The following is a 15,105-nucleotide window of genomic DNA, read 5'->3' on the forward strand; positions in this document are numbered from 1 at the left end:
ACGGCCGGATCGACGCCAGGTGCGATGGCTTCGAGCGTGCAAATTCGGAGGGGCATGACTCTAGGGGGGGCGAATGGCGCGCCGCGTGACAGGAAACAGCGACCCGAGCGGGTCATGAGGCAAGTACAAACGAGAAGCGCCATGAACCGGTGGTTCATGGCGCTGAATTCTGGCTCCCCGAGCAGGGCTCGAACCTGCGACCTGCGGATTAACAGTCCGTCGCTCTACCAACTGAGCTATCAGGGAACATCTAAAGAGAGAGCAATTATATTGACCGAAAACCCATCCGTCAAGCGATCTCGCATTATTTTTATCTCGAACCGCCCGGACGACAGCGACAGGCGCCGTCTGGCACTGTCTGTGCGGCCACATCCGGTGGGCGGTGCGGGTCATCCCGGCACACGCCGCGCCGCCCTGCAAGCCTTGCTGGCAGCGGCGCTTCGCTTAGAGCCTGTCTACGATTTGTTTTACGAGCTGCGCGGTCCCGGCAAACTGCCCGATAGAAGGTGGGCGGCGCCGGCCTTGGCATTCCAAGGCCAAGTCGGCCAACGACGTAGCTGGCCGTTCGCCGGACCCGCCCCCGCAGCCGCAAAAGATCGTGAACAGGTAGTTACAGCGCCAGCAGCGAGACGACGCGATAGCGGCTCACGCCCAGCAGGGCCGGGATGACGTCGTGGAAGGAGCGGTAGTCGCCGGCCTGGTTCAGGCGTGCGTTGAAATCGGCCACGAACTCCTGCGCCCAGTTCTGTTCGCCCATGCGCGACAGCTGGTCGATGGCATCACGCGCCTGGTTGATGGCGCTGGCGATGGCACTGTGTGCCTGGCGCAGCTGCGACAGGGCGTTTACCACGCGCTGCAGGGTCTGGCGCACGTGGGCATGATCGTTCACTTGCCACTCGCCGGTCGCCAGCCGCTCCGGTTCGGCCTCGGTCTTGACGCGCTGCGGCTGGCCGGAGGGGAAACGGACGCCGCCGCCGCGCACCGCGAGGCGGTCGCGGATGGCCGGCCAGGCCGCCTCGTCTACCGAGAAGCCGAGCTGGCCGTCGTCATTGATGGAGGGGCGGATGCCCGATGGCGCCAGGGCGCGGCTGAGGCGGCGCATGATCTCGTCTTCGCTGACGTCGCCGCCGACGTTGAACGACATCGCAGCGGTGCCGCGCTCGCCGCTGAACAGCGCCAGCGTTTCCACGGGCCCGCTGCGCAGGCTGTCGAGGTCCATGCCGCGCACGGTGAAGTCTTGCCGGGCGTCGGCCGCCAGATGAAAGCGCAGCTTGCCGTCGACGCTGCCGCCGCTTTGGGCATAGCGCTGCACCAGGGTCGTGGCGAAGCGGCCGATCTTGGCTTCCAGCCCTTCCCGGTCGATGCGGCGCTGGGCAAGCTGCTGGCTGAGGTCGGTCTTGAGCTGCTCCAGCTGGCCCGTCAGGCCGTCGACGAAACCCAGAGCGCGCTGCGCGGCGGTGAGCTGCTCGTTGAGCTGGCTGCTGTAGCGCCAGCCGCTGGCCGTCGCGGTGCCGGCCACGGCCGGTTCGGCCGGCGCCTGCGGCGTGCTGCGCAGATCGGTGGCCGCCGGCGCCGGCGGCACGCCACCGGGGCTGTTGCGGCGCGTGCGGCTGTTGGCGGAGTCCAGCGAGGAAATCAGGGAATTCATGGTGAAAGCGGCCTCAGATCACGTCGAACAGGCTGAGCGCGCTGATCTTGCCGTAGGCTTTCTGGCTGGCCTGCACCGCCAGCAGGTAGCTGTTCATGTTGATCGACGCCTCGGCGTAGTCGAGGTTGCCGAGGTTGGCGATGCTCTGCTGGTTGGCCAGGCTGACGTTGCTGTGGTTGTCGTCCATCATCTGCAGGGTATTCTGCGCCCCGCCCAGCTGGGCGATCTTGACGCCGGTGGCCTTGAGCGCGGTATCGGTGCCATCGAGGGTCTGGCGCACGGTCTGGCCGACGCTCGGATTGCTCGGGTCGAGCGTCGGGCTTTGCAGGGTGTCGATGGTCTGGTCGAGCTGATTGAGGAAGGCGGCCATGTCTTCCAGCGTGACGTTGGCAGGCTGGGTGACGCCGTGCCCGATCACCACCTGCTGGCGGTCGGTGTTGCCGCTGAAGCTGTAGCGGCTGCCGGCGGGCAGCGTGCTGTCGACGGCGATGGTCTGGGTGGCGCTGGCGGTGCCGGAGAACAGGTAGCGGCCTTCCTGGTCCTTGGTGTTGGCGGCGTAGAACAGGCTGTCGCGCAGGTTGGCGAGCGAACTCGACATGGCGCGCAGGTCGTCCGCGGTATTGCCGCCGTCGGCGGCCCACACCAGCAGGTCGCGCGCCTGCATCATGTCCTTGCTCATGCCATCGAGGTAGGACTCGTTCATCGACAGCCGCGAGCGCAACGCGGCGATGTTGTCGCGGTACTGGGTCAACGCCGCCTCTTCGCGCTGCAGGCGCAACAGCCGCACGCTGGCGACCGGGTCGTCGGACGGCACCAGCAGGCGGTCGCCGGAGGACATCTGCTGCTGCAGGTCGGCGAGCCGGCTGTTGGCCGACTGCATGGCGGCGCTCATCGAGGCCTGGAACTGGTTACTGGCTACGCGCATGGTGGCTTCCTCAGAAAATCGCCAGGGTGCTGTCGAACAGCTGGTTGGCGACGGCGATGACTTTCATGTTGGCCTGGTACATCTTCTGGAACTCGACCAGGTTGATCGCTTCTTCGTCGCTGTTGACGCCGCTGGTCGACTTCCAGTTCTTCTCGGCCTCGCCACGCACCACCGAGGCGGTCTCCAGCCCGGCCTTGTTCTGCTGGCTGTCGATGGCGAGGTGGCCGGTGAGCTGGGCGTAGGCGTCGCTGATGGTGACGTTGCCGAGCCCGGCCATGGCGATGGTCTGGTCCTTGATGGCGATCAGCGCCAGCAGGTTGTCGCTGTTGGCGGGCTTGGCCGGATCGCTGGAGAAGCCCAGTTGTTCGGCCTGGATGGCAGTGACCTGGAGCATGCCGCTGGCGCTGGCCGCATCGAAGGCGAACAGCGCCGCGCCGGCCTGGCCGTTGAGGTCGAAGCCGCTGGCAAGCTGGGTGTTGGTGCGCATCGCCAGTTCGCCGGCCAGGGTGCGCACCGCGTCGGTCATCGGCTGCAGCACCGCGCTCTGGTACTGGTTGAGACCGCCCAGCTGGCCGCCCAGGTTGTCGTTGGGCAGCGTGAAGCGCTCCTTGGCGAACTGCAGCGTCATGGTCTGGGTGCCGTTGACGTTGCCCTGCGCGGCGAGCGTGGCGGCGGCGTTGCCGATCACCAGCGGCTGCCCGCCGCGCAGCGTGACGCTGAGACTGCCGTCCGGCTGCTGGCTGACGCGCACGTCGACCAGCGCGGCCAGCGCGTCGATCTGGCGGTCGCGCTCGTCGAGCAGGCCGGAGGCGTTGGTGCCGACGGCGTCGGCCTCCGCCACCTTGCCGTTGAGTGCGGCGATGGACTGGGTGATGGTATTGATCTGTGCCAGCGTGGCGGTGCGCTGCTCGTTGAGCGAGGCCTGCTGCGTGGCGAACACACCGTTGAGATTGTTGAAGCGGCGCGCCAGCGCGTCGGCCTCGCTGATCACCTGCTGGCGCAAGGGCACCGAGCTGGGCTCGACGCTGGCGGCGTTGAGCGCGCTGTAGAACTTGTCGAGTCCGCCCGACAGGCTGGTGCCGTCGCTGCCCATGACCTGCTCCAGCTGGGCGAAGTACGGCTGCGCCGCCGCCAGCTCGCCCTGCCCCGCCGCCGCCTGCCACATCTGCAGGTTCTTGTAGCTGTCGCTGAAGCGGCGGATGGCGGTGACGTCGACGCCCATGCCGGCGCCGAGACGGTCGCCCGCACCCGGTACCAGGGTCGACAGCAGCACACCCTGGCGCGAATAGCCGGGGGTCATTTCGTTGGAAAGGTTCTGGCTGACCGTGTTGAGCGCGGCCTGGGCGGCGATCGCGCCGGACAGCGCGTTCTGGATCATGCGCATGGCGGGCTGGCTATCTGTGGTTCAGTGGAAAAAACGGCGTGGCGAAGGCGGCCAGGCCGGCGCCCGTCTCGGGCGCCTTCTGGGAAACAGAGGCGACCCCGCCGGCGTTTTCCTTAAGCGCATTATTGCCATTGACCGTTTCGCCGGGCAGCAACTGCGCCAGGATGACGTTGGCGATGCCGAACACGCGCTGCCGGGCGATCTGGCCTGCCACCGCGGTGTCGGCAAAGTCGAGCAGGTCGCTGTTGATGGACTGGGCCAAGACGCTGTCCTCGCCGGCCATGGCGCGCGTGGTCTTGCGCATCTGCCCCAGCATTTCGCGGATGAACAGCGCCTCGAACTCTTCGGCGGCCTTGCCGACCTTCTTGCGGTACTCGGCCGAGGGCGGCTGCACCGGGGTCTCGAGGTTGGCCGAAGAACCCTCGGCGCCGCTGCCGGCATTTTTCACGTCGGTGCTCAGCATGCTCGCTTCTCCTCAGATCACCACCAGCTCGCCATCCAGCGCACCGGCCTGATCCAGCGCCTGCAGGATGGCCATGATGTCGTCCGGCGTGGCGCCGGTGCTGTTGATGGTGTCGATGATGGTTTGTAGCTTGGCGCCCGCCGGCCACTTGAACATGCGGCCCTGGTCCTGTTGCACGCTGACGTCCGATTGCGGCGTGACCACGGTGTTGCCGCGCCCGAACGGATTGGGCTGGCTCACCTGCGAGCTCTCGGAGATCACCACGCGCAGGTTGCCGTGCGACACCGCGGTGGGGCGTACCGTCACCCCCTGGCTGATCACCACGGTGCCGGTGCGCGAGTTGAACACCACGCGCGGCGTGTCCTCGCCCACCCCGATGTTGAGCTTCTCCAGCCGGGCGACGAAGGCCACGCGGGCGGTCGGGTCCGGCGGCGCCAGCACCTCGACCGAGGTGGCGTCGCGCGTGCTGGCGATGCGGCCGTAGTGCTGGTTGATGGTGTTGACGATGTTGGTGGCGGTCTCGAAATTGGGGCGCTTGAGGCTCAGGCGCACCGACGGTCCGCTCTCGAAGTCGGACGGGATCTCGCGCTCGATCGAGCCGCCGTTGGGGATGCGCCCGGAGGTCGGGGTGTTGACCGTGACGCTGGAGCCGCTCTTGCCCTGCGCCGACAGGCCGCCGATCACCAGGTTGCCCTGCGCCAGCGCGTACACCTCGCCGTCGGCGGCGCGCAAGGGCGTCAACAGCAGCGTGCCGCCGCGCAGGCTCTTGGCGTCGCCCAGCGACGACACGGTCACGTCGATGGTCTGGCCGCGCCGGTAACCGGGCGGCAGGCTGGCGCTGACCATCACCGCCGCCACGTTCTTGACCTTGGTGCTGCTGCCCTCGGGCTGCTTGATGCCGAACTGCTTGAGCAGGTTGCTCACCGACTGGCCGGAGAACTTCACCTGCGAGTTGTCGCCGGTGCCGTCCAGGCCGACCACGATGCCGTAGCCGATCAGCTGGTTTTCGCGGATGCCTTCGACGCTGACCAGGTTGCGCAGCAGCTGGGCGCCGGCGTTGAACGGCAACAGGCCGGCCACCAGCACCAGCATCAGGCGGGAAAGGTAACGGTAGGGCATGAGGTCTCTCAGAACGGCATCCAGGGACTGGTGAAGAAGCGCGTCAGCCAGCCCGGGGCGTTGGCGTCGCTCAGGACGCCACGGCCGGAGTAGGCGATGCGCGCGTTGGCGATGCGCTGCGACGACACGCGGTTGTCGGTATCGATGTCGTCGACGCGGACGTAGCCCGCCAGCTGCAGGTACTCCTCGCCCTGGTTCAGGGTGAGCTGCTTCTCGCCCTTCACCAGCAGCAGGCCGTTGGGCAGCACCTGATGCACGATCACGCTGAGGGCGCCGGACAGCGCGTTCTGCTGGGTGGACGAGGACGAGCCGTCGAAGGTGCGGTCGGCGTCGATGCCGACCTTGGTGTTGATGGTCTTGCTGCCGAGGATGGTGGGCTGGATGCTGGCGCCCGACTTCTTGTCGAGCAGGGTGCCGGCCTTCTTGCTGGCCTGGGTGGTTTCCTCCAGCACCACGGTCAGTGCATCGCCGACGCGGTAGGCGCGGCTGTCGGTGACCAACGACCAGGCGCCGCCCGCGGCAAACACGCCGCCGCCAACGCCGCGCGACGCGGACTTCGGCGGCAGCGGTGGATCGAACTCGGCGTGCGGCGGCGGCAGGGTCTGGGTGCAGCCGGCCAGCAGCAGCGTGGCCAGTACGAACGCCGTCCGCTTCATCGCACCGACTGCGCCAGATACTGCATCATGTTGTCGGCGGCGGACAGCACCTTGGTGTTCATCTCGTAGGTGCGCTGCGCCGCGATCATGTCGACCATCTCTTCCACCACCTGCACGTTGGAGCCCTCCAGCGCGCCCTGCTTGAGCTTGCCCAGCGCATCGGTGCCGGGATTGCCGACGGTGGGCGTGCCACTGGCGGTGGTTTCCTGGAACAGGTTGTCGCCCAGCGCCAGGAGGCCGGTGGGGTTGACGAAGTTGGCCAGCGTCAGCTGGCCGATCTCGGTCTGCGTGGTGGAGCCGGACTGGGTGATCGACACCACGCCGGTTTCGCCGATGCTGACCGAGGTCGCCGTAGCCGGCACGGTGATGGCCGGCACGATAGGCAGGCCTTGGGCGTTCACCAGTTGGCCCTCGGCGTTGACCTGCAGCTGGCCGGCGCGGGTATAGCCGGTGTCGCCGTTGGACATCTGCACCTGCAGGAAACCCTGGCCGACGATGGCCACGTCCAGCGCCTGGCCGGTGGTGGTGATGCTGCCGCTGGTGAACACCTTCTGCGTGCCCAGCAGGCGCGTGCCGTTGCCCAGCTGCACCCCGGACGGCGAGGCGTTGTTGGCGTCGACGCGGGCGCCGGGCTGGCGTTCGACCTGGTAGAACAGGTCCTCGAACACCATGCGGTCGCGCTTGAAGCCGACGGTGTTGACGTTGGCCAGGTTGTTGGCGATGGCGCCCAGACGCGCGTCTTGCGCCTGGATGCCGGTTTTACTGATCCATAATGCCGGATTCATGCCCTACCCCTCCGTTGCCTAACCGCGCACCAGGCGGTTGCCGGCCTCGACCATGTCGTTGGCCGCGTTGAACATCTTCATCTGCATCTCGAAACCGCGATTGAGCGACATGGTGGCGATCATCTCCTCCACCGCCGACACGTTGCTCTGCTCCAGGTGCTCGCCCTGCACCCGCACCGTCTCGTCCGCCGGCAGCGTGTTGCCGAGGCGGCTGACGATCAGGCCGTTTTCGTCCTTGGACAGCTCTTCCGGCGCCGGCTTGACCAGCTTGAGCCGATCGACAACCTGCATGGCCGTCTCGCCCGGCGGCTGGATCGAAATCATGCCGTCCCCGGCTACCGCGACGCGCACGTAGGGTGGCAGCACGATCGGGCCGCCGTCGCCCAGCACCGGCCGGCCGTTGACGGTGAGCGCGCCGTTGGCGTCGACGCTGAAGTTGCCGGCGCGGGTGTAGGCTTCACCGCTGCCGACGGCAACGGCGAGAAAGCCGTCGCCCTGCAGCGCCACGTCGAGGTCGCGCCCGGTCTCCACCACGGTGCCGGCGCGATGGTCGACGGCGTTCGGTTCGGCGCGCGTCATGTGGCGGGCGTCGTAACCGTAGCCGCGCACCGCCTGGCTGCTGGCCACCTCGATGTCGGCGCGGAAACCGTTGGTCTGGGCGTTGGCCAGGTTGTTGGCGTGCACCTGCTGTGCCTTGAGGGTGCGGTCGGCCCCGCTCATGATGGTGTAGATCAGCGCGTCCATGTCTTACACCGCCTGCATCAGCGCCTGGATCACCTGGCCCTCGGTCGAGATCACCTTGGTGTTGGCCTGGTAGTTGCGCTGCGCGGTCATCAGGTTGACCAGCTCGGCGGTCATGTCGACGTTGGATTGCTCCAGCGAGCCGGCGCTGAGCGTGCCGGCGAGACCGCTGCCGGGCACCGAGAGCAGCGCGGTGCCGGAGGCCGGCGAGTCCACCCAGCTGGTGGCGGACACCGGGATCAGGCCGTTCTCGTTGGGGAAGTTGGCCAGCGCGATGGTGCCGACCGCCTGCTTCTGGCCGTTGCTGTAGGTGGCGAGGATGTCGCCGTTCTCCTGCAGGCTGACCCCGGTGAGCGCGCCGGAGGCGTAGCCGTTGCCGCTGTTGACCGTGGTGGTGGTATCGCCGGCGAACTGGGTGGTGCCGGTGTAGTCGAGCTTGACGGACAAGGCCGAGGCACCCGTCGGGGTGCCAAGATTCAGCGCGGCGGCGCCGCTGGCCAGCGCCGACGAGGTCAGCGCGCCGTTGCTGTCGAACGCCAGGTCCGCGGTGTCCGCGAGCAGACTGCCGTCCAGACCGAAGTGCACCGTCACGTCGTTGGTGCCGTTCTTGACGAAGTACTGGGTCAGGGTGTGCTTTTCGCCCAGCGAGTCGTATACCGTGGACACGCTGGAACCGTTGAAGGTGGTCGGGTCGGCCGGGGCGAAGGCCGTCGCCGGCGTGGTCCAGCCGGACGACAGGTTGCCGACGTATTGCAGGGTATCGCTGGCCTTGGCCGCGATCTGCCCGGTGGGCACCGTGATGTCGCCCAGCGCGCCGCGTGCGCCGCCGGTGCTGCCGCTGACGGCGGCGTAGCCCTGGACATGGCGGCCGAAGCTGTCGACCAGCACGCCGTCCTTGTCGGTGTTGAAGATACCGACGCGGGTATAGGCGACGCTGCCGGCATTGTCGCGGGTGACGAAGAAGCCGCGGCCCTGGATCGCGGCGTCCAGCGCGCGCCCGGTGGTGACGGTGCCGCCGCTGCGGCCGATGCTCTGCGTGTTGGAGGCGACCTCGACCCCGGTGGCCTGGGTGCCGGCGTAGGTGGCGGAGAAGTTGGCACGGCTCGACTTGAAGCCATAGGTGCCGGAGTTGGCGATGTTGTTGCTGATGCTGCCGAGCTGGGAGTTGACCGCGTAGATGCCGGACAGGGCGATTTCAAGACTCATGGAAGACTCCGCTTACGATGCGCTGGACGAGGTGTTCCCCAGCAGGCGGGAAACCGAAGAGGCCGGGACATCCCCCAGCCCGGAAAGGGTGAGCATGGGCTCGCCGCCCTGCACCGGCAGGCGCACGCCCTGGACCACGGCGGCCAGTTCCAGCATCGGCGTGGCGCGCGAGGCGGTGGTCGCCGACAGCGCGTAGCTGCCGGCGGCAAGACCGTAGTCGGCCGGGTTGACGCTGAACGCGACCTCGCCCGCCGGCTGGGCGCCCAGATCGATCTGGTGCAGCTTGCCGTCGGCGCCGGTGAGTTGCAGCGTGACCTGGTTTTCCGCACCGGACAGGGTGAGGCGGCCGGCGAGCGGCGCGCCGTCGAGCTGCACGGTGTTGCTCTGCACCAGCACGCGGTTGCCGACCTGGTTGCCCAGACCCAGCCCCTGCAGCTCGCGCAGCAGCATCGCGTTGTCTTTCAGTTGCGACAGCATGCCGAGCGAGGTCTGCATCTGGTTCATCTGCACCAGCTGGTTGACGAACTGCGACGGGTCGGCCGGGTCGAGCGGGTTCTGGTTCTTGATCTGAGCCATCAAGAGCGTCATGAACATGTCCGAGCCACTGGTCTGCGACTGGCCGTTGCTGGCGACCGGGGTCGCGCCCTGGCTCGATGCGGTACTGTCGTTCAACAGCGAATTGCTGACGGTCATCAGCCTTCTCCCAGTTTGAGCAGGTCCTGCTGCATGGTTTTCACCCGCGCCAGCACTTCCACGTTGGTCTGGAAGGCGCGCGAGGCGGACATCATGTCGGTCATCTCCTCGACCGGATTGACGTTGGGGTAGAACACGTTGCCGTCGGCGTTGGCCAGCGGGTTGGACGGCTCGTGTACCTTGCGCAGCGGGCTGTCGCTCTTGACCACGTCGAGCACCTGCACGCTGGCGCCCTGCCAGGCGCCGTCGTTGTCCGCGCCCCGGTACACGGTGGCGAACACCGGCTTGCGCGCGCGAAACGCCGCCCCCTCCGAGCCGGAAGCCGATTCGGCGTTGGCGAGGTTGCTGGCGACGGTGTTGAGACGCACGGTCTGGGCCGTCATGGCCGAACCGGCGATGCGGGAAATATCCCTGAATGCCATGGTGGATTACCCTGCGATGACTTTGGCCAGGCCCTTGTACTGCATGTTGAGGAAGGTCAGGCTGGTCTGAAATTCGGAGACGTTCTGCGAGAACTCGGCTTGCTCGACGCCGAGCTCGACGGTATTGCCGTCGCGCGACGGGTGGTTGGGAACGCGGTAGAGCAGTTCGCCGGACGAATCATCGAGCGGAAAGTCGGCTTCATCGGCGGCGGCGGCCAGCGCCGAACGGAAATCGACGTCGCGCGCCTGGTAGCCCGGCGTGGTTTCGTTGGCGATGTTGGATGCCAGGACCTTGGTGCGCTCCGCCCGCAGCTTGAGCGCTTCCGGGTGGATATCCAGCGCCTTGTCGAAATGTATGCCCATTGCCACGCCCGATTCGGTTCAATACCATTGAAAAACAGAGCTATGCTAATAGCCGCCTTACTTGAAAGGCGATACTAATAACTGGCCATCCCTACGTACATGTAATAATTACCAAGCCCGAGCAAATGGCAATATTCACAGCCCTCCGCCCTACCCTACTGTTGTTGACCCTGCTGCCCCTGTCGCTACCCGCCGCCGCAGTCGCCAGCCCGACCGCGCGCGAACTCGACAACGCGGTGCTGGCCCACGCCCGGCGCTGGCTCGACGACGCCGCGGCCCGGGTCGGGCTGGAGCAGGCTCGGCCGCGCCTGACGCCGATTCCGTCGCGCGAGGCGGCGGCCCTGCCGGCCTGCCGCCAGCCGCTGGAGGTCGAAGCATTCGACACGGCCTCGCTGTCGCGCCTGCGTTTTACCGTGCGCTGCCCGGAGCCGCAGGGCTGGAGCACGGTCTACACCGTGCGTGCCGAACTCGATGCGCGTCAGCTGGTGGCGGCGCACGACCTCGACGCCGGCAAGGTGCTCGGCGCCGACGACGTGGAATGGGCGCAGCGCCCGGTCTCCGAACTGGAAGCGGGTCTGCGCAGCCCGGCCGAGGCGGTCGGCTTGAGCAGCCGCAGCGCGCTGCGACGCGGCCAGCCGCTGCGCAGGAAGCTGTTGGAGGCCGCCGTGCTGGTGCGGCGCGGCGAAGCGGTGGAGATCGTGGCGAGCAAGGAGGCGATCGTGGTGACGGTGCCGGGCGAGGCGCTGGAAAGCGGGCACCGCAACGACGTCATCCGCGTGCGCAACGTCGGCAGCGGCAAGACCCTGCGCGCCCGCGTCACCGAGGCGGGGCGCGTGGAGCCGGAGTGAGAGCCCTGCCCTAGACAAACACAAGCCCCATCCTAAGATGGGGGCTTTTGCATTGTAGTCCGGTCGCAGAACCCGCTTACGATCCGTCGCGAGCGCCCCTCAGCGGGGTAAAGAGCAGCACAGAAACCGGAATGGACTGGAGTCCATGAGGATTTCCCATCGCTGGGCCAATCTCTGCGTGCCAATCTTTCGATTGGCTCAGCGATAGATTGGCACGCAGAGCGCATGAGCCCTGATCAGGGGTGCGCAGCAGGATCGTAAATGGGTTCTCAGCTACCCGCCCGGATCGACGCTACTACCCGCGTCAGCTTGCCGGCGTAGTCCGGGTCGGTGGCGTAGCCGCCCTTGGCCAAGGCCTGGGCGAATGCGGTCGCGTCGTTACCCACGCCGAGCACGCTGCGGAAGCGCGGATTGCCGGCCAAGAGCTGGGTGTAATCGGCAAAGGCGCCGCGCATATCCGGGTAGACACGGAAGCGCTCGCTGCGCTTCACGTCGGCGCCCGCTTCGTGCTCGGTGGTGAGCGCGGCGGCGACTTCGCCCTGCCAGCCGGCCCCGGCCTTGATGCCGAACAGGTTGTGGCTGTTGCTGCCGTCGGCCTGCGTCAGCGGGCGCTTGCCCCAGCCGGACTCCAGCGCGGCATGCGCGGCGATCAGATCCGGCGCCACCCCCAGCCGCGCCCCGGCCTCGCGCGCGTACGGCTCAACCTGGCTCAGGAATGCCTGCTGCGCCGTGCCCTGCGTACTGGCGTCGTCGCCACCCACCGTGGCCGCCAGCGCTTCGGCACCGCGCTGACGCGCCCAGGCGCCTTCCGGCGACAGCGTCATCTCGCTCGCGCCGAAACCCTTCTCGATCGAATCGACCACCTCCTGCCGGGTCTGGCGGTACAGCGCGGAGAAACCCCCGCCTTCGCCCGCCGTCGGCAACGGCAGTGCCACGGCGCGCCAGGCGGCGTCGAAGGCGGGCGAACCCAAGGTGGAATCAGAGCGGAACATAGATATCCTTCTCGCCGAACAGCACACGCTCCAAGTTGTCGTGCTGCGCCATCAGCAGCCGGCCGTTGCGCTCGTTCAGCGTCTTGCAATGTGTCACCCGCCCGCACAGCGTCGCCCACAGCGATTCGCTGGCCTGACGCGGAGCGGCGGGCAGCTGCGCCAGCACCTCCTCGACCGACAGGCGCCGCGGCCGTCCGAGCAACTGCGCCGCCAGTTCGCGCCGGACGAGACGGCGCCCGTCGAGCCGGCCGACCAGCGTCACGATCCGCTCGCCGGTCTCGGCCAGCGTCGCCGCGTCATGGCCCAGCGCGCCCTTGAACTGCTGCTCCAGCAGCTGTTCCAGCTGCTGGTAATCGGCCAGATCGAGGCGCATGTCGCCCAGCAGCTGGCGGAAACGGGCTTCGCGGCTCATCCGCGCCCGCCGTGATAACGGTCGATCAGCGCCGCCAGCCGCTCCGGGTCGAACGGGGCTTCGCCACGCGCCAGCGCCGCCTTGACCGCGGCGACGCGCTCGAGGTCGATCTCGGGCTGCTCGCGCAGGGCGGCCTGTGCCGGCTCCAGCAGCGCCGCCCCGCTCGCCTCGGCTACCGCTGCAGGGCGGACGGCAGGTGTGGCCGGAGACGTTGCCGGGCGCTCGGCCGGAGCGACGTCGCGACGTTCAGGGCGTTGGGGAGTGATGCGCATGGTGAGCCTCGTCAATGCAATTCGTCTGTCTTATAGAGACAAGACGACCGCCTTCCGGAAAAACTTAAAAATTCTCCGGCAGCATCTTCAAGAGCACAATGCGGCGGTTTTCCATGCGGATGTAGTGGCCGTAGACCAGTTCTTTGAGGATGCGCGCCACCATCTCGCGCGAGGAGCCGATCTGATCGGCGATTTCCTGCTGGGTGAGCGGCTTGTCCAGCATGATCACACCATCTTCTTCGACCAGCAGTTCGTTGAACAGGATGCGGATGCGGCCGTAGACGTCGAGCAGCGCCAGGTTCTTGGCCGAGGTCGAGATGCGTCGCACCATGCCGGCCAGGCGCAGCAGGATCTTGCTGCGGATGGTCTCGCAGGGCAGACCGTCGGCCACGCCGAACACGCTGACCAGGTCGGCGCGCCGGAACATCAAGAGCTGGCAGTCGCGCTCGGCCACGGCGCTCCAGGCGCACGGCCCGCCGTCCAGGTAGGTGACCTCGCCCAGCAGTTCGCCCGGTTGGTTGAACATGAACACGAACTTCTTGCCCTGTCCGTCCGAGACGAAGGACTCGATGCGCCCGCCGATCAGCAGGTAAATCGCGGCGCTGTTTCCCCCCTCCAGGAACAGCGGGTCGCCCTTGCGCAAGTTCAGTGGAACGGCGAGGTCGATCAATTCGTCGAGAGCGAAATCGTTGAGGCTACCGAAAAAATCGGTCGCGAGCAGGAGCTGTTTGATATCTTGCTTTTTCATTTATTTATATGTGCACGAGCTATTTAAACAAACACCACCGCGTGGCGCGGCATGGAATGACCGTTGTGGAACGGACGGTTATTGGCATTTTTTAGTTTTCCAGGCCATGCCAAATCGATTAACGGCGCCATTGTTATTAATAACGGCCTTATTGTAAAGTTTTGCAAAGCAATTAGTGAACTTTTCTTGATCTGGATAATCAACAGCCCGGATTTTTGTCCGGGCTCTGTGGCGGAGGTAAGGCGGGGCTTGAGGTAAGGCGGGGCGAAGAACCTGTTCAAGGTCTTTTTGCGGCGGCGGCCGAGTACTGCTGGATGCAGCGCGAGAAGAGAGTCCCGCCACAGTGTCATTCACGGCCAGGGACGAACGACGAGGCAATGCGCCGGCTGCACCCGGCCCCGAAGGGCCTGCGCAGTCGAAAAACGACCTTGAACAGGCTCTAAGGAACGAGACGCAGTTGCTGCTTGAGCGCGGCCAGTTCGGCTGCGGAGGGTTTCTCGGCGCCGGCGGCGGGCTGGCTGCCCTCCCCGGGCATGCCGAACATCGCCGCCACCGTCTGCGCCTGGCCGGAGGTCAGCACCAGGAGTTCGATACGGCGGTTGAGCGCGGCGTCCGGATGACGCGGATCGAGCGGAGCACGGTCGGCCATGCCGACCACCTGCAGGATGCCGTTGCTGGCCATCCCCCCCAGCAGCAACTGCATGCGCGCCGCCATGGCACGGTTGCTGGACAGGCTCCAGTTGGAGAAGGCGGCGTAGTCCTGCCCCTTGTACTGCAGCGAGTCGGTATGGCCCACCAGCAACAGCTGGTTGTCGATGTGGGCGAACATCTGCCCCATCTTCTGCAGCAGGTGCTTGAAGCGCTCGTTGATCACCGCGCTGCCACGCTCGAACATGCCCTGTTTGTCGGTGTCGTGCAGCATCACGCGCAGGCCGTAGGGGGTGATCACGGTCTGGATGTTGCCGGCGAGCCCGGCCTCGACCGACAGGTCCGACATCATCTTGGCCAGCTTCTGCAGATCGGCGGCACTGTCGTAGCGGTGGCGCAGCTTGGGTCCGTTGCCGTCGTCCAGCGCGGAGGGCTGGCCGCTGCTCTTGACCTGCGAATTGGGGCGTGACTCGGTGGCCTGCTGGCCGGGCACCAGTTCGCGTGGGATCAGGCTGCCGTGCGGCGTGCCCTGGTGCTCGATGCGCGACTGGGTGCCCTCCGCCAGCGGACTGCCGCCGCCGTTGCGCAAGAGCTGCGCCATGGTCTCCTGCTCACGCGAGGCGAGCAGCCACATCACCAGGAACAGGCACATCAGGGCCAGCACGAAGTCGGCGAAGGCCACCTTCCACGCCCCGCTGTGGCCGCCATCGTCGTGGCGCCGCGACACTTTCTTGATGACGGCGGCGTTGCCGTCCTTTTTCTTGTCCAGGCTCACGGTGC

The 15,105-nt window shown here is 66.9% G+C and carries 19 protein-coding genes and 1 tRNA gene; 1 reads left to right on the plus strand and 19 read right to left on the minus strand.

Features of this window, described 5'->3' with window-relative positions:
* Positions 1–170 precede the first annotated feature (170 nt).
* The 13 genes from B9N72_RS05235 to flgB form a co-directional block, all read right to left on the minus strand.
* A tRNA-Asn gene (locus B9N72_RS05235) sits at positions 171–246 on the minus strand.
* A gap of 364 nt (positions 247–610) precedes the next feature.
* The gene (locus tag B9N72_RS05240) at positions 611–1,648 is read right to left on the minus strand and encodes a hypothetical protein (RefSeq protein WP_085275373.1); all 1,038 of its coding nucleotides are present in this window, start codon (positions 1,646–1,648) and stop codon (positions 611–613) included.
* Positions 1,649–1,661: 13 nt separating this feature from the next.
* Positions 1,662–2,573, minus strand: a complete 912-nt coding sequence (gene flgL / locus B9N72_RS05245; RefSeq protein ID WP_085275374.1) for a flagellar hook-associated protein FlgL — start codon at positions 2,571–2,573, stop codon at positions 1,662–1,664.
* 10 nt (positions 2,574–2,583) lie between these two features.
* Positions 2,584–3,957 carry a flagellar hook-associated protein FlgK gene (flgK, locus tag B9N72_RS05250; RefSeq protein ID WP_085275375.1) on the minus strand — a complete coding sequence of 458 codons (1,374 nt, stop codon included), beginning with the start codon at positions 3,955–3,957 and terminating at the stop codon, positions 2,584–2,586.
* Positions 3,958–3,967: 10 nt separating this feature from the next.
* On the minus strand, positions 3,968–4,420 hold the full coding sequence (locus B9N72_RS05255) for a flagellar biosynthesis protein FlgJ (protein WP_085275376.1): 453 nt from the start codon (positions 4,418–4,420) through the stop codon (positions 3,968–3,970).
* A 12-nt stretch (positions 4,421–4,432) separates the two neighbouring features.
* Positions 4,433–5,539: a flagellar basal body P-ring protein FlgI gene (locus B9N72_RS05260; RefSeq protein WP_085275377.1), complete on the minus strand. Its 1,107-nt coding sequence runs from the start codon at positions 5,537–5,539 to the stop codon at positions 4,433–4,435.
* Positions 5,540–5,547: 8 nt separating this feature from the next.
* Positions 5,548–6,195, minus strand: coding sequence for a flagellar basal body L-ring protein FlgH (gene flgH, locus B9N72_RS05265; protein WP_085275378.1), 648 nt, complete (start codon positions 6,193–6,195; stop codon positions 5,548–5,550).
* Entirely contained in the window at positions 6,192–6,980 is a 789-nt protein-coding gene (gene flgG, locus B9N72_RS05270; protein ID WP_085275379.1) for a flagellar basal-body rod protein FlgG, read from the minus strand. The genes flgH and flgG overlap by 4 nt, the downstream gene beginning before the upstream one ends.
* Positions 6,981–6,998: 18 nt before the next feature.
* The gene (locus tag B9N72_RS05275) at positions 6,999–7,724 is read right to left on the minus strand and encodes a flagellar basal body rod protein FlgF (protein ID WP_085275380.1); all 726 of its coding nucleotides are present in this window, start codon (positions 7,722–7,724) and stop codon (positions 6,999–7,001) included.
* Between the two features lie 3 nt (positions 7,725–7,727).
* The gene (locus B9N72_RS05280) at positions 7,728–8,927 is read right to left on the minus strand and encodes a flagellar hook protein FlgE (RefSeq protein ID WP_085275381.1); all 1,200 of its coding nucleotides are present in this window, start codon (positions 8,925–8,927) and stop codon (positions 7,728–7,730) included.
* Positions 8,928–8,939: 12 nt separating this feature from the next.
* The gene (locus B9N72_RS05285; RefSeq protein ID WP_085275382.1) at positions 8,940–9,620 is read right to left on the minus strand and encodes a flagellar hook capping FlgD N-terminal domain-containing protein; all 681 of its coding nucleotides are present in this window, start codon (positions 9,618–9,620) and stop codon (positions 8,940–8,942) included.
* The gene (gene flgC / locus B9N72_RS05290) at positions 9,620–10,042 is read right to left on the minus strand and encodes a flagellar basal body rod protein FlgC (RefSeq protein ID WP_085275383.1); all 423 of its coding nucleotides are present in this window, start codon (positions 10,040–10,042) and stop codon (positions 9,620–9,622) included. The genes B9N72_RS05285 and flgC overlap by 1 nt, the downstream gene beginning before the upstream one ends.
* Before the next feature lie 6 nt (positions 10,043–10,048).
* Complete coding sequence (gene flgB, locus B9N72_RS05295; RefSeq protein ID WP_085275384.1) at positions 10,049–10,405, minus strand: flagellar basal body rod protein FlgB; 357 nt, start codon at positions 10,403–10,405, stop codon at positions 10,049–10,051.
* Positions 10,406–10,569: 164 nt separating this feature from the next.
* On the opposite strand from flgB, the gene flgA reads away from it, so the two are divergent.
* Complete coding sequence (gene flgA / locus B9N72_RS05300; protein WP_234985884.1) at positions 10,570–11,253, plus strand: flagellar basal body P-ring formation chaperone FlgA; 684 nt, start codon at positions 10,570–10,572, stop codon at positions 11,251–11,253.
* Between the two features lie 269 nt (positions 11,254–11,522).
* Here flgA and B9N72_RS05305 read toward each other — a convergent pair whose 3' ends face one another.
* From B9N72_RS05305 to B9N72_RS05325, 6 genes are all read right to left on the minus strand, one after another.
* Entirely contained in the window at positions 11,523–12,245 is a 723-nt protein-coding gene (locus B9N72_RS05305; RefSeq protein ID WP_085275386.1) for a glycoside hydrolase family 73 protein, read from the minus strand.
* The gene (flgN, locus tag B9N72_RS05310) at positions 12,232–12,657 is read right to left on the minus strand and encodes a flagellar export chaperone FlgN (RefSeq protein ID WP_085275387.1); all 426 of its coding nucleotides are present in this window, start codon (positions 12,655–12,657) and stop codon (positions 12,232–12,234) included. Before flgN ends, B9N72_RS05305 begins: the two co-directional genes overlap by 14 nt.
* Positions 12,654–12,929 carry a flagellar biosynthesis anti-sigma factor FlgM gene (gene flgM / locus B9N72_RS05315; RefSeq protein ID WP_085275388.1) on the minus strand — a complete coding sequence of 92 codons (276 nt, stop codon included), beginning with the start codon at positions 12,927–12,929 and terminating at the stop codon, positions 12,654–12,656. The genes flgN and flgM overlap by 4 nt, the downstream gene beginning before the upstream one ends.
* Before the next feature lie 64 nt (positions 12,930–12,993).
* Positions 12,994–13,677, minus strand: coding sequence for a Crp/Fnr family transcriptional regulator (locus B9N72_RS05320; protein ID WP_085275389.1), 684 nt, complete (start codon positions 13,675–13,677; stop codon positions 12,994–12,996).
* Positions 13,678–13,700: 23 nt separating this feature from the next.
* Complete coding sequence (locus B9N72_RS20635; protein WP_143477756.1) at positions 13,701–14,027, minus strand: hypothetical protein; 327 nt, start codon at positions 14,025–14,027, stop codon at positions 13,701–13,703.
* A gap of 89 nt (positions 14,028–14,116) precedes the next feature.
* A complete protein-coding gene (locus B9N72_RS05325) occupies positions 14,117–15,100 on the minus strand; it encodes a flagellar motor protein MotB (protein ID WP_085275390.1) in 984 nt (327 codons plus the stop codon).
* Positions 15,101–15,105 lie beyond the last annotated feature (5 nt).

Source organism: Pseudogulbenkiania subflava DSM 22618 (genome assembly GCF_900177275.1).
GTDB classification, from domain to species: domain Bacteria; phylum Pseudomonadota; class Gammaproteobacteria; order Burkholderiales; family Chromobacteriaceae; genus Pseudogulbenkiania; species Pseudogulbenkiania subflava.

Coding starts and splice junctions, on each gene's coding strand:
- B9N72_RS05320 (WP_085275389.1), bottom strand. CDS start 13,677: ATGAAAAAGCAAGATATCAAACAGCTCCTGCTCGCGACCGATTTTTTC.
- flgH (WP_085275378.1), bottom strand. CDS start 6,195: ATGAAGCGGACGGCGTTCGTACTGGCCACGCTGCTGCTGGCCGGCTGC.
- flgC (WP_085275383.1), bottom strand. CDS start 10,042: ATGGCATTCAGGGATATTTCCCGCATCGCCGGTTCGGCCATGACGGCC.
- B9N72_RS05280 (WP_085275381.1), bottom strand. CDS start 8,927: ATGAGTCTTGAAATCGCCCTGTCCGGCATCTACGCGGTCAACTCCCAG.
- B9N72_RS05275 (WP_085275380.1), bottom strand. CDS start 7,724: ATGGACGCGCTGATCTACACCATCATGAGCGGGGCCGACCGCACCCTC.
- flgK (WP_085275375.1), bottom strand. CDS start 3,957: ATGCGCATGATCCAGAACGCGCTGTCCGGCGCGATCGCCGCCCAGGCC.
- flgG (WP_085275379.1), bottom strand. CDS start 6,980: ATGAATCCGGCATTATGGATCAGTAAAACCGGCATCCAGGCGCAAGAC.
- B9N72_RS20635 (WP_143477756.1), bottom strand. CDS start 14,027: ATGACACTGTGGCGGGACTCTCTTCTCGCGCTGCATCCAGCAGTACTC.
- B9N72_RS05240 (WP_085275373.1), bottom strand. CDS start 1,648: ATGAATTCCCTGATTTCCTCGCTGGACTCCGCCAACAGCCGCACGCGC.
- flgN (WP_085275387.1), bottom strand. CDS start 12,657: ATGAGCCGCGAAGCCCGTTTCCGCCAGCTGCTGGGCGACATGCGCCTC.
- B9N72_RS05305 (WP_085275386.1), bottom strand. CDS start 12,245: ATGTTCCGCTCTGATTCCACCTTGGGTTCGCCCGCCTTCGACGCCGCC.
- flgL (WP_085275374.1), bottom strand. CDS start 2,573: ATGCGCGTAGCCAGTAACCAGTTCCAGGCCTCGATGAGCGCCGCCATG.
- flgB (WP_085275384.1), bottom strand. CDS start 10,405: ATGGGCATACATTTCGACAAGGCGCTGGATATCCACCCGGAAGCGCTC.
- B9N72_RS05260 (WP_085275377.1), bottom strand. CDS start 5,539: ATGCCCTACCGTTACCTTTCCCGCCTGATGCTGGTGCTGGTGGCCGGC.
- B9N72_RS05285 (WP_085275382.1), bottom strand. CDS start 9,620: ATGACCGTCAGCAATTCGCTGTTGAACGACAGTACCGCATCGAGCCAG.
- flgM (WP_085275388.1), bottom strand. CDS start 12,929: ATGCGCATCACTCCCCAACGCCCTGAACGTCGCGACGTCGCTCCGGCC.
- B9N72_RS05255 (WP_085275376.1), bottom strand. CDS start 4,420: ATGCTGAGCACCGACGTGAAAAATGCCGGCAGCGGCGCCGAGGGTTCT.